The organism is Salmonella sp. SSDFZ69 (genome assembly GCF_004010755.1).
Taxonomy (GTDB): domain Bacteria; phylum Pseudomonadota; class Gammaproteobacteria; order Enterobacterales; family Enterobacteriaceae; genus Salmonella; species Salmonella enterica.
The window spans coordinates 4,546,550-4,569,065 of record NZ_CP034831.1; the positions used below are offsets into that span (position 1 = coordinate 4,546,550).

The following is a 22,516-nucleotide window of genomic DNA, read 5'->3' on the forward strand; positions in this document are numbered from 1 at the left end:
CCACCCTCCTAGAATTTATAACCACGGTGCAATGCCACAACGCCCGCCGTCAAATTATAATAATCCACGCTCTCAAACCCGGCGTCCTGCATCATGGCTTTTAAGGTATCCTGATCGGGATGCATACGGATGGATTCCGCGAGATACCGATAGCTATCCGCATCGTTCGCGACCATCGAGCCAATACGCGGTAAAATATGGAAAGAATAGGCGTCATACGCTTTACTCAGCGGCTCAATGATAGGCTTGGAAAATTCAAGCACCAGTAAACGTCCGCCGGGTTTCAACACACGGAACATTGACCGCAGCGCTTTTTCTTTTTCCGTTACATTGCGCAAACCAAACGAAATGGTAATGCAATCAAACGTATTATCAGGGAAAGGCAGAGCTTCGGCATTTGCCTGCACATACTCTACGTTGCCGATCACGCCGATATTGCGCAGCTTCTCACGCCCCATTTTGAGCATAGAATCATTAATATCCGCCAGGATAACTTTGCCAGTTTCCCCGACCATACGTGAAAATTTCGCGGTAAGATCGCCCGTACCGCCCGCTAAATCGAGAACGGTTTGTCCACGACGCACGCCACTGCAATCAATGGTGAAGCGCTTCCACAAACGATGAATGCCAAATGACATTAAATCATTCATCACATCGTACTTTGACGCCACAGAATGAAAAACGTGGGCCACCATGTCAGCTTTCTGCTCTTTAGCGACGGTCTGAAAGCCAAAGTGCGTCGTTTCTTGTGAATCTTCCACCATCTCAGTGCCTGCTTATCGATAAAAATGTTCAAGAAGTGTAACAGATTGGACCAATTTGCCCTACTCTGCGCCAGGACTAAACTACTCCGTATGGGTTAACTTAACTGCTGCTTCACCCGTTCATCATTGGGATAATGTTCATCCTGCCGCCCTTCAGGGATCGATCGTAAACGATATTCTTCATCTTGCGTAACGGCCTGTTCCGCTAAATCCGGATTAATCTCGCGTTTGATTTCCACGCCTAGCCCCCGGAAGGCCTCCGCCTGCGCCAAAACGTTGCCACGCCCCGACGCAAGTTTTTTCATCGCCTGGCGGTAGTTATCCTGCGCTTTATCCAGACTCTGACCGATCGCTGACATATCATCAACGAACAACCGCATTTTATCGTAGAGCTTACTGGCTCTGTCCGCGATGTGCTGCGCATTGCGGCTCTGGTGTTCATAGCGCCACAGGTTGGCAATTGTCCGTAACGCCACCAGCAGCGTCGTGGGGCTTACCAGCATAATGTTATTTTTCAGCGCCTCGGTTATCAGTTCGGGCTGTTTATCTAACGCCAGCAGGAAAGCGGGTTCTACGGGGATAAACATCAGAACATAGTCCAGCGAGCGGAGGCCGGGAAGCTGCTGGTAGTCTTTACGCCCCAGTAAGCGAATATGATTGCGCACCGAGGCGATGTGCTCTTGTAAAGCGGCCTCGCGCGTATAGTCATCTTCAGCGTTAAAGTAACGCTCGTAGGCGACCAACGTCATTTTAGCGTCGATGACCACATCTTTGCCCTGCGGCAAGCGGACGATGACATCCGGCTGCATCCGCGAGCGCGCATCGTTCTCAATACTAACCTGGGTTTCGTATTCGTAGCCTTCACGCAGTCCGGATGCCTCCAGCACCCGCGCCAGCACAACTTCGCCCCAGTTTCCTTGCGCCTTATTGTCCCCTTTCAGGGCGCGCGTCAGGTTGATCGCTTCCTGCGCCATTTGCGCGTTAAGCTGCTGCAAATTACGAATTTCGTGCGCCAGCGTATGCCGTTCCTGCGCTTCTTTGCCAAAACTCTCCTGAACCTGGCGGCGAAAACCGTCCAGTTGCTCACGCAGCGGCGTCAGCAGGCTATTCAGGCTTTGTCGGTTTTGTTCGTCTACGCGACGATTACTGTGTTCAAAGATACGGTTCGCCAGATTTTCAAACTGCTCGCTTAAACGCTGTTCGCTGTTGATCATCTGACGGATTTTGTCTTCCGCGTGTTGCTGAGTCGCTTCCAGACGGGTCGTGACTTCACGCAGATCGGCTTCCAGAGAGGTATTAATACTGTGCAGGCTACGCAGTTCGTTATTAAGTAACTCGCATTCACTGCGCCAGTGCGCTTCTTGCGCTAATTGCTGCCGGGCCGCGCTAAGTTCGATATCCAGCTCACGCCGTTCTTCGATAAGATCGGCGCGGATTTGATCGGCGTGCGCTTTCGTCGCCAGCCAGCCAATCACCGCCCCAGCCGCCAGCGCCACGACGGCGCTTATCATAAGAGTAATATCCACAACACCTCTCCTGGAACCACACTGTCCTGCACAAAATAGAATTGTGCTGTATAAACGTCCAGTTTAAAAGGGATTTCCTGCGAGGCGCCACGCAAAAAGAAAAGGCCGAACGCGTCGGCCTTTGCAAAAGAGAGGAGAATTACAGTAGACGACGGGCCGCTTCCACGACGATTTTCACCGCGTGGCTTTCAGTTTGTTTCATCGTTTCCGCATTCGGAATCTCTTGTTGGGTACGGTTGACGATAACGCCCGCCACCATACCTGCGCGTAACCCCTGGCTTGCGCACATGGTTAACAGCGTAGCGGATTCCATTTCGTAGTTCATTACGCCCATCACCTGCCACTCTTCCATAGAGCCTTTGAAGCGACGCACAACGCGGCCAGAATAGGTGTCGTAACGTTCCTGACCCGGATAGAAAGTGTCGGAAGAGGCGGTTACGCCAACGTGAGTCGTGGCGCCAATCGATTTCGCGGCTTCAACCAGCGCAGTGGTGCAGGCAAAGTCGGCAACCGCCGGGAATTCCATCGGCGCAAAATGCAGGCTCGCCCCATCCAGACGTACGGATGCGGTCGTTACCAGAACGTCACCGACGTTAATGTGCGGCTGAATAGCCCCCGTGGTGCCGATACGCAAGAAGGTACGAATACCCAGTTGCGCCAGTTCTTCCACGGCAATAGAGGTAGACGGGCCGCCGATACCGGTAGAGCAAACGATAACTGCTTTGCCATCCAGCTCAGCGCGCCAGGAGGTGAATTCGCGGTGAGATGCCAGCTTAACCGGCTTATCCATCAGCGCGGCGATCTTTTCCACACGCTCAGGATCGCCAGGGACGATGGCGAGCTGGGCCCCTTGTAAATCGTTTTTGGTGAGGCCGAGATGAAAAACATCAGACTTGGACATATAAAACTCCTCTGTGAATCGGGTTTGTCAGAAGAAGCAAAAAGACACTTTACCTAAGGCATAAAGATATTTTCGTGACAGCCATCACTATGGCGTAAAACAATTGCACTCGATTACCATTAAAAAGTGATGCGTATCACAATAAATAATCAATATCGCCAGGCATTGCACAAAAGATAGCCGCTTTAAGGCAATGTGGTTTGTTACACACTGTCTATAGTTAAGATTGCGCTATTTTTTAAGGGTACGGAGAATACCATGACAACGACACATCCATCCGGCTTTGCACCTGCAGCTTCCCCACTTGCCCCTACGATGATTCATACGCCTGATGGGGCCATTAGCGCGGGGATAACGTCGATCCCCTCTCAGGGCGACGATATGCCAGCCTATTACGCCAGACCAAAAGCGAGCGACGGCGCGCTGCCTGTGGTCATTGTGGTACAGGAAATTTTTGGCGTACATGAACACATTCGCGATATTTGCCGACGACTGGCGCTGGAAGGCTATCTCGCTATCGCGCCGGAACTCTATTTCCGCGAAGGCGACCCCAATGATTTCGCCGATATACCCACATTATTGAGCGGGCTGGTGGCTAAAGTACCCGATTCGCAAGTCCTTGCCGACCTGGATCACGTCGCCAGTTGGGCTTCGCGCAACGGCGGGGATGCGCATCGGCTGATGATCACCGGTTTTTGTTGGGGAGGCCGAATTACCTGGCTGTACGCCGCGCACAACCCACAGTTAAAAGCGGCGGTAGCGTGGTACGGCAAGCTGGTGGGCGACACGTCACTCAATTCGCCGAAGCATCCCGTTGATATCGCCACCGATCTTAACGCGCCGATACTGGGTTTATACGGCGGGCAGGATACCAGTATTCCACAGGAGAGCGTGGAAACCATGCGTCAGGCGCTACGCGCCGCTAATGCGAAGGCGGAAATCGTGGTCTATCCCGATGCAGGGCACGCGTTTAATGCCGATTATCGTCCGGGATACCACGAAGCCTCGGCGAAAGACGGCTGGCAAAGAATGCTGGAATGGTTCGCGCAGTACGGCGGGAAAAAAGGCTAACCACAGCGCATTACGATGTTTGTTGGGCCTACGAGACCGGAGTCGGTGTAGGCTCAACAAAGCGTCATCGCCACGTTAGCTATGCTTTACCACAGCATTTTTTATATTTTTTGCCGCTGCCGCAGGGACAGAGATGGTTACGACTGACGGCTCCTGTGTCTTTACGCGCGTCCTGCGCCAGCCAGCGCATGATCGATGCCATCGGATAGCCTTGCGCCAGCAGCTCCCGCCAGACATTCATATACGGCGTAACGTGCTGGAAAAAATGCTTATAGCCCGCACACAAGTAATTATGCGCAGGATGACCGGACGGCGAGACGGCAAAGCGATGCTTCGGACAGCCGCCATGACACGCAAAGCGGTAGTCACAGCGACGACAATCGGCGGTCAGGGTCTCCCGCTTGGCCTCACCAAAGGCAATAGCCCGCTCGCTATTATTTAAGGTTTTGATGCTGTGCTGGTGGATATTCCCCAGCAGATGCTCCGGGTAGACAAAGTGGTCGCAGTTGTAGAGATCGCCGTTCGACTCCAACGCGAAGGCATGTCCACAAGTCTCGGAATGTACACACAGTACCGGCTGCTGCGCCGTCCAGGCGGCTAACGCCACGTCAAACATCTGCACATAGACGCGGTCTACGTCGCGACGAACCCAGATATCAAAGATCTGGTTGAGAAATTCTCCATATTGCCACGACGGTACCGTCCATGGCGCCAGCGTCGCCGCGCTTTCGCCGGGCATCACCAGATTAAGTACCGATGAGTTATCGGTGCTCATTCGCTCCACCAGCGGGATAAACTGAATAAAACGCGATCCCGCCGCCAGAAGAAATTCGTAGACGTCTGCTGCATGACCGACGTTATGTTTTCCCACGACGGTTAAGGTATTAAAGTCGACATGGTGCGCTTTAAGCCGCGCCATTGCTGCGACGACCTGTTCATGAGTTCCTTTTCCAGCGCGATTAAGCCGATAGTGGTTGTGTAACGACGCCGGGCCGTCGATAGAGAGACCGATGAGAAAATGCTGTTCAGCGAAAAAGCGCGCCCACTCGTCATTCACCAGGATGCCGTTCGTCTGCAACGCATGAGTGATTTTTCGCCCATCGCCGTACTTTTCACATAATGCGACAACCCGGCGGAAAAACGGTAGCCCCATCATGGTCGGTTCGCCGCCCTGCCAGGCAAAGTCAATGCGGTCGCCACTCTGCGCGGCAATATGCTGGCGTATAAACTGTTCCAGCGTCTCGTCCGACATTCGCCAGTTTTTATTGCGTTCCGGGTACAGCGCCTCTTTTTCAAGATAGAAGCAATATGTGCAATCAATATTGCAGATCGCGCCGCCGGGTTTGGCCATTACGTGACAACCTGCTACCGCCATGTCAGACATCTCCGTTAAAAAATAAGGTTCACCAGCGCCATGAGACAATGCGACGTTTATCGTCGCCAGGGAACATAACAGAATGGAAAACCTCGTTTTGTGCTATGAGAGCGCTGGGCGATCATGACAGGACAAACGATCTGCGAGGCAATAAAAGCCGCCGCGCTGCTTCCGGGGACGCTATCCGCCTGGTTGTCATTCATACGGAGAACCTTTTTATTATCAAGATCGCCAAATAGCCAGATCCTGAAAAAGACAGCGCGGAAAATAAGAAAAAGGGAAATGAGAAGAAAGAGGCGCTGTTAATCAGGTCAGACACGGGCGCTACCCGTCAAAGGGTAGCGCCGCATTGCTGCCGGATAAACGCAGCGGTCAGGATGGGTTATTTCGCCTGACGCAGATTGTGCGCCGCTTTGACCATGTTCGCTAACGCCGCGCGGGTTTCCGGCCAACCGCGAGTTTTCAGACCGCAGTCCGGATTCACCCACAGGCGTTGTGCCGGAATACGCTGTGCCGCCTTCTTCAGCAGGGCTTCAATCCACTCGACGCTCGGCACGTTCGGCGAGTGAATATCGTACACGCCCGGCCCGATTTCGTTCGGGTAGTCGAACGCTTCGAACGACTCCAGCAACTCCATATCCGAGCGGGAGGTCTCAATGGTGATCACATCCGCGTCCAGCGCGGCGATCGAATCCATAATGTCGTTGAACTCGCAGTAACACATGTGGGTGTGGATCTGGGTTTCATCCTTCGCCACCGCCGCGTTGATGCGGAAGGCTTCCACACCCCATTCCAGATAGGTGTCCCAGTCGCTGCGACGCAGCGGTAGACCTTCGCGCAGCGCCGGTTCGTCGATCTGAATAATCCCAATCCCCGCCGCCTCCAGATCCGCGACTTCATCACGCAGCGCCAGCGCAATCTGTTTCGCAATCGTTTCGCGGGTCACGTCTTCGCGGGGGAATGACCAGCAAAGAATAGTCACCGGGCCGGTCAACATCCCTTTTACCGGCTTGTCGGTCAGCGACTGGGCATATTTCGCCCACTCCACGGTAATCGGTGCCGGACGGCTGATATCGCCAATCACTACCGGCGGTTTCACACAGCGGGAGCCATAGCTTTGCACCCAACCATTCTGGGTAAAGACGAAGCCGTCCAGATGCTCGCCGAAGTATTCCACCATGTCGTTTCGCTCGGCTTCGCCGTGTACCAGCACATCCAGCCCTAAACGCTCCTGCTCGATGATAGCCTGTTTGATATGTTCGGCGATGCCGGTGCGGTAGTTATTCGCGTCGAGGTTGCCCTTTTTGAAGTCCAGACGCAGGCCGCGAATTTCCGTGGTTTGCGGAAACGAACCGATAGTCGTCGTCGGCCAGGCGGGAAGTTTAAAGCGGGCGCGTTGCGCTTCAGCGCGCACCTCATACGGATTCTCACGCTGGCTGTCCTGCGCGGTGATCGCCGCCAGGCGTTTTTCTACCGCGGCATTATGTACGCGACGGGAGTGACGACGAGCCTGAATCGGTGCGCTCCATTCCTCAAGCGCCGCTGTTTCGCCGCTGTTCAGCGCATCGCGCAGCAACGCCAGTTCACCGCATTTTTGCAGCGCAAAGGCAAACCAGCTTTTAACTTCCGTATCCAGACGCGTTTCGACGCTGAGATCGATCGGGCTGTGCAGCAAAGAGCAGGAGGATGCTACCCACAGCGCGCGTTTGCCCACAAGGGCGTTAATCTGCGCGTATTTTTCGGTCAAATCGGCGCGCCAGACATTACGCCCGTTAATCAAGCCTGCGGAAAGCAACCAGTCGACCGGCAGACGTTGATGCAGTTCCGCTACATCATCTTTGCCATGAATGAGGTCAACATGTAGCCCCTGTACCGGTAGCGCGATAATAGTGTCCAGGTTTGGCGTCACGCCTTCAAAATAGGTCGTCAGCAACAGCTTCACCTGGCCGGCGAGCGCGTCGTAAGCCGGTTTGAAGGCATCCAGCCACGCCTGCGGCAGTTCCAGCACCAGTGCTGGCTCATCAATTTGGACCCACTCAATACCACGTTTTGCCAGTTCAGCCAGTACGTGCTGATACACCGGCAAAATGTCTTTCAGCAACGTCAGGCGGTCAAACGGCTCGCCTTTCACTTTACCCAGCCACAGATACGTGACAGGCCCCAGCAGTACGGGTTTGATCTTATGCCCCAGCGCCAGCGCTTCGTCCACTTCCTGCAGCAACTGTGTCCAGGTGAGTCTGAACTGCTGGCCTTTGCTGAACTCCGGTACTATGTAGTGATAGTTAGTATTAAACCATTTGGTCATTTCCGCTGCCGCCGCCGGTTCGCCGGTTGGCGCGCGACCGCGGCCAATGCGGAACAGAGTGTCGATGTCCACGGAACCGTCGTTGTTCTGATGACGAGCCGGCACATTGCCTAACAGCAGGCTGGTGGTCAGAACATGGTCGTACCAGGCAAAGTCGCCTACCGGTAACAGGTCAATACCCGCTTGTTTCTGCTGCTCCCAGTGACGCGCGCGCAGTTCGCGCCCCACCGCCAGTAACGCTTCACGCGTTGTGTTCCCCGCCCAGTAGCTCTCTTGCGCTTTTTTCAACTCGCGACGCAGGCCAACGCGAGGAAAACCGAGGGTATGAGTCAATATTGTCATTTTACTTCCTCTCTTATTTTATTGAATCTGAAAGTAAAACTCTAAATAGTTCGGCTTGCAGGAAGGCGGCGACACAGCGCATCCCCAGGAGCTTACTGAAGTAAGTGACTGGGGTAAGCAAGGAAGCCAACGCATCTGCAAGTCGAAATATGACGAGTTTTAGACGTCTGGATGTTTACACATCCATAATGTAAAGGTACTGTATATTCCTCAAGCGCAATTTGTTCATGGCGAAGTGAAGGACTTTCATGATCGAAATTAAACATCTGAAAACACTCCAGGCATTGCGGAATAGTGGATCGCTGGCTGCCGCGGCGGCGGTGCTGCACCAGACCCAATCCGCTCTGTCTCATCAGTTCAGCGATCTGGAACAACGCCTTGGCTTCCGCCTGTTCGTGCGTAAAAGCCAGCCGCTGCGCTTTACGCCGCAGGGGGAAGTTCTGCTGCAACTGGCAAACCAGGTGCTGCCGCAAATCAGCCGTGCGCTGCAGGCGTGCAACGAACCGCAGCAAACTCGTCTGCGCATCGCTATTGAATGTCATAGCTGTATTCAGTGGCTGACCCCGGCGCTGGAAAACTTCCGTGCAAGCTGGCCGCAGGTAGAAATGGATTTCACATCCGGCGTCACTTTTGATCCGCAACCGGCCTTGCAACAAGGCGAGCTGGATTTGGTGATGACGTCGGATATTTTGCCGCGCAGCGGGCTGCATTATTCGCCGATGTTTGATTTTGAAGTCCGACTGGTGCTGGCGCCCGACCATCCGCTGGCCAGCAAAACGCAGATTACGCCGGAAGATTTAGCCAGCGAAACGCTGTTGATTTACCCGGTGCAGCGCAGCCGACTGGATGTCTGGCGACATTTCCTGCAACCGGCGGGTATCAGTCCGCTGCTGAAAAGCGTGGATAATACGCTACTGCTGATTCAGATGGTGGCGGCCAGAATGGGTATTGCCGCCCTGCCGCACTGGGTGGTGGAAAGCGTTGAGCGCCAGGGTCTGGTGGTGACCAAAACCCTGGGCGATGGTCTGTGGAGCCGCCTGTATGCCGCCGTGCGCGACGGCGACCAGCGTCAGGCGGTGACCGAGGCGTTTATTCGCTCGACGCGGGATCACGCCTGCGATCATCTGCCGTTTGTGCGGAGCGCGGAGCGACCCATTTTCGATGCACCCACAGCGAAGCCAGGATCACAGCCGCGCCTGTAATAAAGCTTGGCCAGTGGGGCTGCTGATGCCAGATGGCAAGATTAACCAGCAGTCCTGCGGGAACATGCATATTATTCATGATGCCCAGCGTCCCGGCGTCTACCTGGGTAGCGCCATAGTTCCACATAAAGTAGCCAATGCCGGACGCCACCACGCCGAGAAACACCAGAATGCTCCATTGCAGCGTGGTTTCCGGCAGCTTTTGCGCGTTCCCCAACAGCGACCACGCCACCGCCGCCACCAAAAACGCCCCCAGATAGAACCACGCAAAGGCGTTGTGCTGCGGCATGGGACGGGTCTCCATCAGACGTTTATACCCCACCATTCCGATAGCGAAACTGATATTAGAAAGCTGCACCAGGAGCAAACCGACCCAAAAATGGTCGGTCACGCGATCGTAGCGAATAATCCCGGCGCCAATCACCGCCAGCAACGCGCTAAATGCATAGCCCCAGCGCAAACGACGCTGACTCATCACATCGTAAATCAGCGTGATATAGAGCGGCGTCAGAACGGTAAACAACAGCAGTTCGGATACGGTCAGGTAGAGGTAAGCATGGAAGCTCAACATATACATGATGCCAAGCTGCATCGCCCCCACCAGCATATACAGGCTGATGGTTTTTAGGTTGTGCCCGCGAGTACGCAAAAACGGCAGAAAAACGAGCGCCGCCAGCCCAACGCGTATCAGCACCGCGAAATAGCTATCGACATGCCCGGCAAGATACTCGCCAAATAGACTAAAGGAGAAAGCCCACAGGATAGTGGTAATGATGAGTAGCGCCACAATGGATGTCTCTTAAAACAGGGAACACCCATTGTAGCGGAGAGTGAAGTTGACAACTGGTCAACTAACAAACAATCACATCAGCGTAAGAAAAGATCGCGCAGGTAATGCGGCACGGCGTTATCCGCGTTGATGCCGATCACCTCAAGTTCGGGATACAGGTCTTTCAGACGCTGGTGCGCGTTGCCCATGATGCAGCCTTTGCCCGCCATCGTGAGCATTTCAGCGTCGTTCATTCCGTCGCCAAAGGCGATACACTCTTTCAGACTGTACCCCATCGCCTGAGCGACCGCTTCCAGCGCATGACCTTTCGACACTCCGCCCGCCATCACTTCCAGACAGGTTAGCGTAGAGAAGCTCACGTTTACCCGATCGCCCCAGCGCGCGTTAATCGCCTGCTCCAGCGGCAACAACTTTTCATGAGTGTCGCTGGTGAAAAACACTTTGCTGACGCCCTCCGGCTCCAACAGCGCAGGCTCAAACAACGAGTAGTTAAATACCGCCTCTTTGAAAAAACGCATTTCATCGGGGCGATGACGATTCATAAACCATTCGTCGTCGCGATAAACGTTAGTCACGATGTCCGGGTTCGCATTCACCACCCCGAACAGGTCGCTGGCAATGTCGCTATCCAGATTATGCGTAAAAACCAAATTCCCGTCGGTATCGTGCACTCGCGCGCCGTTGGAGGTGATCATGTAAGACTTGATTTCAAGATTATCGCGGATTTGCCCTACATCGACATGATGACGACCAGTGGCAAAGACAAAATGGATGCCGCGTGCGGTCAACAGCTTCAGAGTCTCTTTGGCATAAGGGGACAACGTATGGTCGGGGGAGAGCAGCGTGCCATCTAAATCAGACGCAACAACCTGATACATAATAAAATTTAACCTCTAAGCAAAGCGATTTCCGCTGGATAAATTAGGCTTGTTGAAAAATTCAACAATGGCGTTAAGCGCGACTGAGCGCATGGCGTCCTTTTCAAAAAGGATCTCATGGTACGCGCCTTTGATAACCAGCGGTTTTCCCCCTTCACAAGGGTATCCCGCCGCGGCGCGAATTTCACAAAAACGATCGTGGGTGCGGTTATCCACTACCCGCTCTTCTTCCGCCTGAATCAGTAGCGTAGGCGTCGTGTCATCGCTCGCCCCAGCCAGAACCTGCTCACCCGCCAGAATGCCTTCGCGTACCCAATGCCAGGTGGGGCCGCCAACGCGCAGCTGCGGCTCGTCGGCATAAAATCGTAAGTTGCGCTGATAACGCTGGCGGCTGTGGGTCAGCGCATTCATCCCAAACGGCAACGCCCGCCACTGACCGGTACCAATAGCGTAATCTTCACGGATACGCTGGTGCCCCTCGGCCCAGTCGAGAATATGGCGCACCATAAAGGAAGGCAAGCGTATCACAATACCAAACATCGGCGCGGTGAGCGCAATAGCATCGCACCGCACACGATGGCGTTGCAGGAACAGGGTGGCTATCGCGCCCCCCATTGAGTGCGCCAGGATATAACGCTTACGCCACGGCCCCGGCTCAATTTCCTGCTGCCAGAACGCCGCTAAGTCCTCAACATAATCGTTAAAATGATCAACGTGGCCCCGATGCGGGTCCGATAACATCCGCCCGGAGCGCCCTTGACCACGGTGGTCGATGATGAAGATATCAAAACCGAGATGAAAAAGGTCATACGCCAGTTCAGCGTATTTTACATAACTCTCAATGCGGCCAGGACAAATGACGATCGTCCGATCGTTGGAATCATTTCGAAAACGGACAAAGCGCACCGGAATGTTACCCACGCCGATAAACTCCGCCTCTTCCCGCTGACGCCAGAAATCGGTCAGCGGCCCCATAGCAAAAGCGGCAAACGCATTTTCTCTTGTTTCCCAGTCATTTTGCTGCTGAAACATCGGGTTTTCGGCCTCGTTTACCAGGTAAAATCGTTTTTTGCGTCGTGCCTGACACAACACAGCGGCAGTAGCGTATTGTGGCACAAAAACAGACAACCAGGGAGTTTCGCATGACCTTTGAATGGTGGTTCGCCTATCTACTGACCTCAACTCTGCTGAGTCTTTCTCCGGGTTCAGGCGCCATCAATACCATGACGACGTCTATCAACCATGGATATCGTGGCGCAGCGGCTTCTATCGCCGGACTCCAGACCGGACTGGGGATACATATCGTACTGGTGGGCGTCGGACTGGGTACGCTCTTTTCGCGCTCGCTCCTCGCTTTTGAAATTCTGAAATGGGCTGGCGCGGCTTATCTTATCTGGCTGGGTATCCAGCAATGGCGCGCCGCAGGCGCTATCGATCTGCATACTCTCGCCCAGACGCAATCGCGGGGTCGACTGTTCAAACGGGCGATATTTGTCAATCTAACCAATCCCAAAAGTATTGTCTTTCTTGCCGCCCTGTTTCCGCAATTCATCATGCCGCAGCAACCGCAACTGGCGCAGTACCTCATTCTCGGCGTCACTACGATTGTGGTGGATATGATTGTGATGACCGGTTACGCCACGCTGGCGCAGCGCATTGCCGCCTGGATTAAAGGACCAAAGCAGATGAAGGCGCTGAATAAAGCGTTTGGTTCGTTGTTTATGCTGGTAGGCGCGCTCCTGGCGTCGGCAAGACACGCGTGATAGTCGTGCCGGATGATGTTTATCCGGCCCGGAGGTAAATTAGCGCGAAATAATCAGGTGAATACCAAAGCCCGCAAACAGAGCGCCGGCAAAACCATCAATCCATTTCGCCAGACGCTGATAGCCGCGGCGCATTTTCGGCAGCGCGAATAGGCTGGCGACTACGGTAAACCAGGCCAGCGTTTCCAGGGTAATTAACGCGAAAATACCCCAGCGCGCCGCAGCGCCGACGTTATCGCCGACAAACAGTGAAAAAACGGAACCAAAATAGATAATCGCTTTCGGATTCGACAGATTGGTCAGCAGCCCTTTGAGAAAACTGCGCCCGCTCTGCGCCAGTTCAATGTGCGGAGAAGACGCCGCCGCATCCTGTTTTTTCAGCGCGCCGCGCAGCATCTGATAGCCCATCCAGCACAGGTACAGGCCGCCGCCTACCATAATGATCGTATGCAGCCAGGCCATTTTTTCGATGATGAGATGCAGGCCAAGCAGCGCCACGCCCGCCCATACCATCACGCCGCAGGTAATGCCCAGTACGCCCATCATCGCTTCTTTACGCGAACGGCTGACAGCAGTTTGAGACACGAAGAAAAAGTCGGGGCCGGGGCTCATTAGCGCAACGATGTGCACCATTGCCACGGTGAAAAATAGCATCAACATAAAAATGGCTCGCGGGGAAATAGTTCAGTGAGTCACCATCCTGGCACTTTTTTGCCGGGCTGACTACTCTTCGTCATCACCATCGACATGCGCGCGGATGAGCGCCATGAATTCTTTCCCGAAGCGCTCCAGTTTGCGCATCCCAACCCCGTTAACGCTTAACATCTCGCTGGCGGAAACCGGCATCTGTTCCGCCATTTCTATCAGCGTGGCGTCGTTAAAGACCACATACGGCGGGATATTCTCTTCATCAGCGATAGCTTTACGCAGCTTGCGCAACTTAGCGAACAATTTGCGATCGTAATTACCGCCGAACGATTTCTGCATCACGCGGGGTTTGAGGGCGACGATGCGCGGCACTGCAAGCTTTAGCGGAACGTCTCCACGGAGTACCGGACGCGCGGCATCCGTCAGCTGTAATGCGGAGTGCTGCGCAATATTTTGCATTACCAGCCCCAGATGAATGAGCTGGCGAATCACGCTCACCCAGTGCTCATGGCTCTTTTCGCGTCCCATGCCATAAACCTTGAGTTTGTCATGACCGAAATCGCGGATGCGTTGGTTATTCGCGCCGCGGATCACCTCGACAACGTAGCCCATGCCAAAACGCTGGTTAACCCGGCCAATGGTAGAAAGCGCAATCTGGGCATCGTTTAAGCCATCATATTGTTTGGGCGGATCGAGACAGATATCGCAGTTGCCGCACGGTTCTTGTCGGCCTTCGCCAAAGTAATTAAGCAACACCAGGCGACGGCAGGTTTGCGCTTCGGCAAAAGCGCCCATCGCATTCAGTTTATGCCGTTCAATATCCTGAAGCTGTCCGGCTGGTTTCTCTTCCAGACAACGACGTAGCCAGGCCATGTCAGCCGGATCGTAAAATAGCATGGCTTCCGCAGGCAGTCCGTCGCGCCCGGCGCGGCCCGTTTCCTGATAGTAGGATTCAATATTGCGCGGGATATCGAAATGCACGACGAAACGTACGTTAGGTTTGTTTATGCCCATTCCAAAAGCGACGGTCGCCACCACGATTTGCAGATCGTCGCGCTGAAATTTTTCCTGCACATCGGCGCGAATAGCGTTTTCCAGCCCCGCATGATAGGCCGCCGCGCTAATGCCGCGACTTTGCAAGCGCGCAGCGGTATCTTCCACTTTCGCCCGACTGTTGCAGTAGATAATACCCGATTTGCCGCGTTGCTCCTGAACATAGCGCATTAGCTGGTCGAGCGGCTTAAACTTCTCCATCAGCATGTAGCGGATATTCGGTCGGTCAAAGCTACTGATCTGGATTAACGGATCGTTAAGCCCAAGCAGACGAATAATATCCTGGCGCGTGGTGTCGTCGGCGGTGGCGGTCAATGCCATAAACGGCAAAGCGGGAAAACGCTGGCGAAGCTGACCGAGAGCCGCATATTCCGGACGGAAATCATGTCCCCATTGCGAGATACAGTGCGCTTCATCCACCGCCAGCAATACCGGATTCCAGTGCGCCAGATGATCAAGAAAGTTGTCCAGCATCAGGCGTTCCGGCGCAATATACAGCAGACGAATCTGTCCGGTACGGCACCCCGCCATCACCTCAAGCTGCTGCTCGCGGCTTTGAGTGGAGTTCAGACAGGCCGCCGCCACCCCGTTCGCCAGTAGCTGATCGACCTGGTCTTTCATCAACGAGATCAGGGGCGAAACGACGACGGTCAATCCGTCCAGCAACAACGCGGGGATTTGATAGCACAGAGATTTGCCGCCGCCGGTGGGCATGACGACCAGACAGTCGCGACCGGAGAGCGCAGTATCAATAATCGCTTCCTGACCCGGGCGAAACTGTTGGTAGCCAAAGGTTTCCTGCAAAACCTGTTTGGCCCCTGATTCCAGATTCAACACTTCCGCCTGCGCCACATTAACCCCGTTCACCATAAATCAAAACAGGCGCTATTTTCAGCGCCTGCGAGAGAAACTGCAATGTTTAAAACACAATCCAATCAGAAGATATCGTTAAGCATCACGCCGACGCCGACACGTGTCTGATTAAAATTATAGTCGATCAGCGATTCGCCATAGCCGCTATACACCTGGGTATAAAGCCGGACATGTTTAGTGACCGGATAGCTTAATCCAACTTCCGCGCCGCCGTAGCCTGTATTCCAGTTGTACTGGCCTTTGGCGCTTAATACCGCCTCGCCCAGGTGATAACCGATTTTAAGCTGGTAATAACCCATATATTTGGTGATGTCCGGATTATCGTCGGTACTGCCAATCACGTACCACGGTTTGACCTCTACCAGCCAGTTACCGTTTTCGGCCATCAGACGGGTATACAGACGGTTCCAGCTACGCGAGGTGGGGTCTGAACGTCCGTTAGAGTCATGGTTGTAGCCCATCTCTACGTCGCGCAGTGTCCAGCCGGCAAAGCGATAATCGGTAGCAAAACCAAGAAAAAGCTGCGGTTCGTAGTTGGTTTCGCGAAACGGCGAAGACTCTTTACTGTTGGAAAGCTGCCACCAGGATTTCTGCGTATAGGAAGCGCCCAGTACCGAGTTCGGCCCCAGTATTCCGCGCCACAGCGGAAACGCCAGGCTCAACTGAAATTTCACTTCATCTTTACGTGCGTTTTCAGACCAGTTGTAGGTACTTATGGCCTCTTTGTTCAGATCGCTGGTGTTCGTGTAGATCAAGTAGTTCGTGTCATAAGGGTAAAGCGTAAAAGGGTTATCATGCTCCTGTAGCATGTTAGCGATGATACTTCCCCGTACTGCAGGCGCATCATGAACCTCTTTTATCGTAGCTTCTTGTGCATATGCCGCTAATGGCAGTAGCGTGGCTGGCAACAACCCTCTCAAAATCGCCCGCATTCTTGACGTTCTCCTGACGAAGTATTTTCAGCTTGAATCATTCTCTGCCAACCATTTTTACATATTTACACACATAGCCGTTAGTTATCCCTTCTTAAAGTAGAAAACAACAATTAAGAAGCATAATATCAACATTTCATTAACCGATGGAGTGTCAGGAATCTATGTCCGCTGTACTTACCGCTGAACAAGCTCTGAAATTAGTGGGTGAAATGTTTGTCTACCACATGCCGTTTAATCGGGCGTTAGGGCTGGAGCTGGAACGCTATGAAAAAGCGTTCGCCCAACTGGCCTTCAACAACCAGCCGATGATGGTCGGCAACTGGGCGCAAAGCATTTTACACGGCGGCGTGATCGCCTCTGCGCTGGATGTCGCCGCCGGACTGGTATGCGTCGGCAGCACGCTAACTCGCCACGAAACCATCAGCGAAGATGAACTACGCCAGCGCCTGTCGCGGATGGGAACGATTGACCTGCGCGTCGATTACCTGCGTCCGGGCAGAGGCAACCGCTTTACGGCCACCAGTAGCCTGCTGCGCGCAGGGAATAAAGTGGCCGTCGCCCGCGTGGAATTACACAATGAAGATCAGCTGTACATCGCCAGCGCCACCGCTACTTATATGGTGGGATAAAAGCAGGTAAACTGTTGTTACACTTCAGATACGAGTTTTCCGGATGGACGCAAAACAAACACGGCAGGGCGTATTACTCGCTCTTGCCGCCTATTTTATTTGGGGGATCGCCCCCGCGTATTTCAAGCTGATCTATTACGTTCCCGCAGATGAGATCCTGACGCACCGCGTGATTTGGTCATTTTTCTTTATGGTGGCGCTGCTTAGCGTCAGCCGGCAGTGGCGACAGGTTAAGCGCTTACTGAAAACGCCAAAGAAGATTTTCCTGCTGGCCCTGTCCGCCGTACTGGTCGGCGGTAACTGGCTATTGTTCATTTGGGCGGTAAATAATCACCATATGCTGGAGGCCAGCCTGGGTTATTTCATTAATCCGCTGGTTAACATCTTGCTGGGGATGATTTTTCTTGGCGAACGCTTCCGTCGAATGCAGTGGCTGGCGGTGATTCTGGCGGTGTGCGGCGTGCTGGTGCAACTCTGGACCTTTGGTTCACTGCCGATTATCGCGCTGGGGCTGGCGTTTAGTTTTGCGTTTTACGGCCTGGTGCGTAAGAAGATCGCCGTTGAAGCGCAGACGGGTATGCTGGTCGAAACGCTATGGCTGTTGCCGGTCGCGGCGATTTATCTGTTTGGCATCGCCGATAGCCCTACCAGCCATATGGGGCAAAACGCACTATCGTTGAACTTGCTGTTAATGGCGGCGGGTGTGGTCACTACGATTCCGCTGCTGTGCTTCACTGGAGCGGCTACGCGTCTGCGTCTTTCTACACTGGGCTTTTTCCAGTATATCGGCCCAACGCTGATGTTTTTACTGGCGGTGACGTTTTATGGCGAAGTGCCGGGCGCGGATAAGATGGTGACATTTGCGTTTATCTGGGTCGCGCTGGCGATTTTCGTGATGGATGCGATTTATACGCAACGTAAAAAATAACGCGACTATTATTCTAAATATAATCTGAAAAAATATGCCTCCCCTTGTAAGGGGGGTAGCATATTGTCATGCTAACGACGTAACCCAACATATGGATGTGAAATTAATGTTAAGTGTTTTTATTCCTTCATCTGAGAGATGTGTTTCCAGATGTCGTTATTTATTATCATTCGCGCTAATAAATATAATATTTTCCATTTTGGTTGGGGTTTTATTACATTTAAGCTTTGTGATACTGGCAATTTTATTCACAATTTTACTACATTATCTCGTCATTAATTTAAACTGTCAGCGATTCAGAGACAGTGGCTTTGAATATATAAAATTCTATGTATGGGGTACGCTTGTAATCTATATTGCCTCCTTCGTGATAATGGTTGCTGAAGATTTCGCTTGCGATGGCTTTGGTATGCCTCTTTTTCTAATCTGGTATTTTGCAACCTTTTCTCTGCTACTTCTGGCCCCCCCGGATTCGAATTCACTCAACAAGTAATTTAATGGAGTTTACATGGACAAGGATTATATTAATGATGGTTCGCTATCTGAAAAATGGAAATACCGTTTTTCATTTTACGATCAACATGGTTTCCCTGGATTTTGGAAAGTAAGCCCAGAATATAAACAGGCATTTAAAGCATTAAAGCCCCGACAACGGTTGACTATTCAAATAAACTTTATTGCCTTTTTCTTCTCATGGATTTATTTGTTTGTACTGGGTCTGTGGAAAAAAGCAATTATAGTTATTTTATTAGGGATCGTTGCAATATTTATTGGAGCATTAATCGGCGTTAACATACTTGGACTTGTTGTCGCAGCTTATGTCGGCGTCAATACAAATAAGTGGTTCTATGAAAAAGAGGTTAAAGGTATCAATACCTGGAGCCTGTAACTTTTCAGGGTGGTTCAGCCGCAGCTGAATCACCCTGGCCTTAATGCTTTACAACCAGTTCTTGCGCTTAAAGTACAGATACGGCGCAAGCCCCGCCAGAATCATAAAGATAATCGCGCCTGGATAACCAAAGCTCCACTTCAGTTCCGGCATAAACTCGAAGTTCATCCCATAGCTGGAAGCGACCAGCGTCGGCGGCAGGAACACCACGGAAACCACCGAGAAGATTTTGATAATGCGGTTCTGCTCGATGTTGATAAAACCCATCGCCGCCTGCATCAGGAAGTTCACCTTCTGGAACAGCGATTCATTGTGCGGCAGCAGAGATTCGATATCGCGCAAGATCTCACGCGCCTGCTCCAGCTGTCCGCCCGGTAAGCGCGCCTTGCGCACCAGGAAGTTCAGCGCGCGTTGGGTATCCATCAGACACAGGCGTACCTTCCAGCCGATATCTTCCAGTTCCGCCAGCGTGGAGAGCGCTTCGTCGTATTCATCGCCCTGATGCCCTTCCATAATGACGCGGCTCAGTTTTTCCAGATCGCTGTAAATGTTTTCGATCTCATCCGCTAGCTGTTCAATTTTGGTTTCGAACAGATCGAGCAGTAATTCATAAGCATTACCGTCGACCATCGCCTGGCTGCGGGCGCGCATACGATACAAACGGAAGGCGGGCAGTTCACGTTCACGCAGCGTAAACAGACGGCCATCGCGAATAGTGAATGCCACCGTAGAGTTACCGGCATGATCTTCCGCATCTTCGAAGAAGAAGAAGGAGTGGATATGCAGTCCGTCTTCGTCTTCAAAGAAGCGCGCGGATGCTTCGATATCTTCCAGTTCAGGACGCGTCGCCAGACTCTGGCCCAGCTCAGATTGTACGCGCAATCGCTCGTCGTCGTCCGGTTCGACCAAATCGACCCATACGGCATCAATCAGGCTTTGTGACTCCTCGACTTCCAGCCGGGTCAGTCGGTTTTTTTCCAGTTGAAATGCGCTCAGCATGACCGGGACTCCCAATGCGTAAAAATATCGGACAGTTCAGATGGGCACACAGAAACAAATTGGGTTTCAGACCATTAAACAGCCTGACTCAACGCGACGGGAAAAAATGAAAGGTCGCTGACAACCGCTAAGGCTATCAGCAAAAAGGGATAGCCTTAGGAGTTGATCCTGGATGACAGGATAATGAGCCAGTATCTACTGGGTGTGTCCAAGGCGAATGTCCTCTTAGCGTAATCGTGGGCGCATGTTACGCCAGCAAAAATTTGCCGTCAACACGCAACGAAACGCGAAAAAGCAATAATTTCCCCTTATGCAGAAAGGTTAGCAGAGTGAGAGTATTTATCTATGATTTCAGAATATTAACATCAATATATCGCCGGATGGCGGCTTCGCCTTATCCGGCCTACAAATCAAAATGTTAGCCAGCGCGTAGGCCGGATAAGAGGTGCCACCCGGCACTATGAGAGCCGGTCAAACCGTTTCCAGCTTCGCATACGCGGCAACCAGCCATTTGATCCCTTGCCCCTGAAAAGCCACCTGCAACCGGCTATGCTCGCCGCTGCCCTCCAGGTTGACAATAGTTCCCTCGCCGAACTTCGCATGGCGCACGCGTTGGCCGAGTTTGTAGCCTGTGTCGTTTTCCGCCAGCGGCGTTCCCATTCGTTGATGGCTCACCGGACGACTGACGGTGGCGCGCAGACGGACCTCTTCCACGCACTCCTCCGGCAGTTCGCCGATAAAACGCGACGGGCGATGATAAACCTCTTTACCGTACAGACGACGCGTTTCGGCATAGGTTAGTGTCAGTTTCTGCATGGCACGGGTAACGCCGACGTAGGCCAGACGACGCTCCTCTTCCAAACGCCCGCCCTCATCCAGCGACATCTGGCTGGGGAACATGCCCTCTTCCATGCCGACAATAAACACCTGCGGAAACTCCAGGCCTTTGGCCGAGTGCAGCGTCATCAGCTGTACCGCATCCTGCCAGGTATCCGCCTGCCCCTCGCCCGCTTCCAGCGCCGCGTGAGAGAGGAAGGCCTGCAACGGCATCAAATCTTCATCTTCGTCGTTGTAGCTGAACTGCCGCGTCGCCGTCACCAGTTCCTCTAAGTTTTCGATGCGCGTCTGGCCTTTCTCGCCTTTTTCTTGCTCATACATGGTGCGCAGGCCGGAATCTTTGATCACCCGGTCAGTCTGCACATGCAGCGGCATGTCGGCGGTTTCCTGCGCCAGAGCGTCAATCAGTTCCATAAAGCGTTGTAGCGCGCTGGCCGCACGCCCGGCCAGGGCTTTTTCCTGTAACAATTCACGGCACGCCTGCCACAATGTTAGCTGGCGATCGCGCGAGGTCTGGCGCACCACGTCCAGCGTGCGGTCGCCGATACCGCGCGTTGGGGTATTCACCACGCGTTCAAAGGCGGCATCATCGTTGCGATTGGCAATCAAACGCAGATAAGAGAGCGCATCTTTGATCTCCTGGCGTTCGAAGAAGCGCATACCGCCGTAAATGCGGTACGGCATACTGGCCTGTAATAACGCTTCTTCCAGCACGCGCGACTGGGCGTTGCTGCGATAAAGGATGGCGCATTGCGCAAGCGCGCCGCCGTTGTCCTGCCAGGTTTTGATACGGTTAACCACAAAGCGCGCTTCATCCAGTTCGTTGAAAGCGCAGTACAGCGATATCGGTTCGCCATCAACGCCGTCAGTCCACAGCTTTTTACCCAAACGCCCATTGTTATTCTCAATCAGAGCGTTCGCCGCGCTAAGGATGTTGCTGGTCGAGCGGTAATTCTGCTCCAGACGAATGGTCTGCGCGCCGGGGAAATCATTGAGGAAGCGCTGGATGTTCTCTACCTGGGCCCCGCGCCAGCCGTAAATCGACTGGTCATCGTCGCCGACAATCATCACTTTACCGGTATCGCCCGCCAGCAGACGAACCCAGGCGTACTGAATGTTGTTGGTATCCTGGAATTCGTCCACCAGGATGTTAGTAAACCGCTCGCGATAGTGTTGCAGGATGTGCGGCTTGTTCAGCCATAGTTCATGAGCGCGCAGCAGTAGCTCGGCAAAATCCACCAGACCAGCGCGATCGCACGCTTCCTGATAGGCCTGATACACCTTCTGCCAGGTCTGCTCCACCGGGTTGCCATAGCTTTGGATATGGTGCGGGCGTAGCCCTTCGTCTTTCTGACTATTGATGTACCACATCGCCTGACGCGGCGGCCACTGCTTCTCATCAAGATTCATCGCCTTAATCAGGCGTTTAAGCAAACGCATCTGATCTTCGCTGTCGAGAATCTGGAAATCCTGCGGCAAATTAGCGTCCATATGATGCGCGCGCAGCAGGCGGTGCGCCAGACCGTGGAACGTCCCTACCCACATTCCGCCCTGGCTGGTCCCCATCAACTGGCCAATACGATGGCGCATTTCCGCCGCCGCTTTGTTGGTAAAGGTCACCGCCATGATGGAGTATGGCGAGTTGTTTTCTACGCTCAGTAACCAGGCGATACGGTGCACCAGCACGCGGGTTTTCCCGCTTCCCGCGCCCGCCAACACCAGCATGTTGCTACGTGGCGCGGCCACCGCTTCGCGCTGTTTATCATTAAGGCTGTCGAGCAGGTAAGAAACGTCCATTGGCACCGCCG

At 53.3% G+C, this 22,516-nt stretch carries 21 protein-coding genes; 7 read left to right on the forward strand and 14 right to left on the reverse strand.

Translation table 11 applies throughout. The features are described 5' to 3' along the window. Window positions 1-8 precede the first annotated feature (8 nt). The 3 genes from ubiE to udp all read right to left on the reverse strand — a co-directional run bounded on the left by ubiE (window position 9) and on the right by udp (window position 3,191). A complete protein-coding gene (gene ubiE, locus EOS98_RS22475; RefSeq protein WP_000229009.1) occupies window positions 9-764 on the reverse strand; it encodes a bifunctional demethylmenaquinone methyltransferase/2-methoxy-6-polyprenyl-1,4-benzoquinol methylase UbiE in 756 nt (251 codons plus the stop codon). Window positions 765-859: 95 nt separating this feature from the next. Then, complete coding sequence (gene rmuC, locus EOS98_RS22480) at window positions 860-2,290, reverse strand: DNA recombination protein RmuC (protein WP_000355562.1); 1,431 nt, start codon at window positions 2,288-2,290, stop codon at window positions 860-862. Between the two features lie 139 nt (window positions 2,291-2,429). Beyond that, window positions 2,430-3,191 (reverse strand): uridine phosphorylase, encoded by a 762-nt coding sequence (gene udp, locus EOS98_RS22485; RefSeq protein WP_127821210.1) that lies wholly within the window; start codon window positions 3,189-3,191, stop codon window positions 2,430-2,432. A 258-nt stretch (window positions 3,192-3,449) separates the two neighbouring features. On the opposite strand from udp, the gene EOS98_RS22490 reads away from it, so the two are divergent. Then, entirely contained in the window at window positions 3,450-4,262 is an 813-nt protein-coding gene (locus EOS98_RS22490; protein WP_000213957.1) for a dienelactone hydrolase family protein, read from the forward strand. A gap of 79 nt (window positions 4,263-4,341) precedes the next feature. Here the strand turns inward: EOS98_RS22490 and EOS98_RS22495 are convergent, their stop codons facing one another. Together EOS98_RS22495 and metE are read right to left on the reverse strand one after the other, a co-directional pair. After that, window positions 4,342-5,685 (reverse strand): anaerobic sulfatase maturase, encoded by a 1,344-nt coding sequence (locus EOS98_RS22495; protein ID WP_021294455.1) that lies wholly within the window; start codon window positions 5,683-5,685, stop codon window positions 4,342-4,344. A gap of 334 nt (window positions 5,686-6,019) precedes the next feature. Beyond that, complete coding sequence (gene metE / locus EOS98_RS22505; protein WP_126524403.1) at window positions 6,020-8,284, reverse strand: 5-methyltetrahydropteroyltriglutamate--homocysteine S-methyltransferase; 2,265 nt, start codon at window positions 8,282-8,284, stop codon at window positions 6,020-6,022. Between the two features lie 248 nt (window positions 8,285-8,532). Here metE and metR point away from each other — a divergent pair, with 248 nt between their 5' ends. Further along, window positions 8,533-9,486 (forward strand): HTH-type transcriptional regulator MetR, encoded by a 954-nt coding sequence (metR, locus tag EOS98_RS22510; protein ID WP_000569786.1) that lies wholly within the window; start codon window positions 8,533-8,535, stop codon window positions 9,484-9,486. On the opposite strand, the gene EOS98_RS22515 is transcribed toward metR, so the two are convergent. From EOS98_RS22515 to pldB, 3 genes are all read right to left on the reverse strand, one after another. Next, window positions 9,374-10,273 (reverse strand): carboxylate/amino acid/amine transporter, encoded by a 900-nt coding sequence (locus tag EOS98_RS22515; RefSeq protein ID WP_001196257.1) that lies wholly within the window; start codon window positions 10,271-10,273, stop codon window positions 9,374-9,376. The genes metR and EOS98_RS22515 overlap by 113 nt on opposite strands. 80 nt (window positions 10,274-10,353) lie before the next feature. Further along, window positions 10,354-11,154, reverse strand: a complete 801-nt coding sequence (gene yigL, locus EOS98_RS22520; protein ID WP_000285338.1) for a sugar/pyridoxal phosphate phosphatase YigL — start codon at window positions 11,152-11,154, stop codon at window positions 10,354-10,356. Between the two features lie 15 nt (window positions 11,155-11,169). Then, on the reverse strand, window positions 11,170-12,186 hold the full coding sequence (gene pldB / locus EOS98_RS22525; protein WP_000487685.1) for a lysophospholipase L2: 1,017 nt from the start codon (window positions 12,184-12,186) through the stop codon (window positions 11,170-11,172). A 110-nt stretch (window positions 12,187-12,296) separates the two neighbouring features. Between pldB and rhtB the strand changes: the two genes are divergently transcribed. Further along, the gene (gene rhtB / locus EOS98_RS22530) at window positions 12,297-12,917 is read left to right on the forward strand and encodes a homoserine/homoserine lactone efflux protein (protein WP_000142523.1); all 621 of its coding nucleotides are present in this window, start codon (window positions 12,297-12,299) and stop codon (window positions 12,915-12,917) included. A gap of 39 nt (window positions 12,918-12,956) precedes the next feature. Here rhtB and rhtC read toward each other — a convergent pair whose 3' ends face one another. The 3 genes from rhtC to pldA form a co-directional block, all read right to left on the reverse strand. Further along, window positions 12,957-13,577, reverse strand: a complete 621-nt coding sequence (gene rhtC, locus EOS98_RS22535; protein ID WP_000928814.1) for a threonine export protein RhtC — start codon at window positions 13,575-13,577, stop codon at window positions 12,957-12,959. A 63-nt stretch (window positions 13,578-13,640) separates the two neighbouring features. Further along, a complete protein-coding gene (gene recQ / locus EOS98_RS22540) occupies window positions 13,641-15,470 on the reverse strand; it encodes an ATP-dependent DNA helicase RecQ (protein ID WP_001533487.1) in 1,830 nt (609 codons plus the stop codon). 83 nt (window positions 15,471-15,553) lie between these two features. Further along, window positions 15,554-16,423, reverse strand: coding sequence for a phospholipase A (gene pldA / locus EOS98_RS22545; protein WP_001201692.1), 870 nt, complete (start codon window positions 16,421-16,423; stop codon window positions 15,554-15,556). Window positions 16,424-16,587: 164 nt separating this feature from the next. On the opposite strand from pldA, the gene yigI reads away from it, so the two are divergent. Genes yigI through yigF form a run of 4 tightly spaced genes read left to right on the forward strand, consistent with a single transcriptional unit; the run spans window position 16,588 to window position 18,872 of the window. Next, window positions 16,588-17,055 (forward strand): acyl-CoA thioesterase YigI, encoded by a 468-nt coding sequence (yigI, locus tag EOS98_RS22550; protein ID WP_001277136.1) that lies wholly within the window; start codon window positions 16,588-16,590, stop codon window positions 17,053-17,055. A gap of 43 nt (window positions 17,056-17,098) precedes the next feature. After that, a complete protein-coding gene (gene rarD, locus EOS98_RS22555) occupies window positions 17,099-17,983 on the forward strand; it encodes an EamA family transporter RarD (protein ID WP_000339080.1) in 885 nt (294 codons plus the stop codon). A gap of 34 nt (window positions 17,984-18,017) precedes the next feature. Continuing rightward, window positions 18,018-18,476: a membrane protein gene (locus EOS98_RS22560; protein WP_001538085.1), complete on the forward strand. Its 459-nt coding sequence runs from the start codon at window positions 18,018-18,020 to the stop codon at window positions 18,474-18,476. A gap of 15 nt (window positions 18,477-18,491) precedes the next feature. Further along, on the forward strand, window positions 18,492-18,872 hold the full coding sequence (yigF, locus tag EOS98_RS22565) for an inner membrane protein YigF (protein ID WP_000356594.1): 381 nt from the start codon (window positions 18,492-18,494) through the stop codon (window positions 18,870-18,872). A 48-nt stretch (window positions 18,873-18,920) separates the two neighbouring features. Here the strand turns inward: yigF and corA are convergent, their stop codons facing one another. The 3 genes from corA to uvrD form a co-directional block, all read right to left on the reverse strand. Beyond that, entirely contained in the window at window positions 18,921-19,871 is a 951-nt protein-coding gene (gene corA, locus EOS98_RS22570) for a magnesium/cobalt transporter CorA (protein WP_000947139.1), read from the reverse strand. A 155-nt stretch (window positions 19,872-20,026) separates the two neighbouring features. After that, the gene (ysgD, locus tag EOS98_RS24970; RefSeq protein ID WP_212723238.1) at window positions 20,027-20,083 is read right to left on the reverse strand and encodes a YsgD/CorL family protein; all 57 of its coding nucleotides are present in this window, start codon (window positions 20,081-20,083) and stop codon (window positions 20,027-20,029) included. A 259-nt stretch (window positions 20,084-20,342) separates the two neighbouring features. Then, a complete protein-coding gene (gene uvrD, locus EOS98_RS22580) occupies window positions 20,343-22,505 on the reverse strand; it encodes a DNA helicase II (protein ID WP_000383436.1) in 2,163 nt (720 codons plus the stop codon). Window positions 22,506-22,516 lie beyond the last annotated feature (11 nt).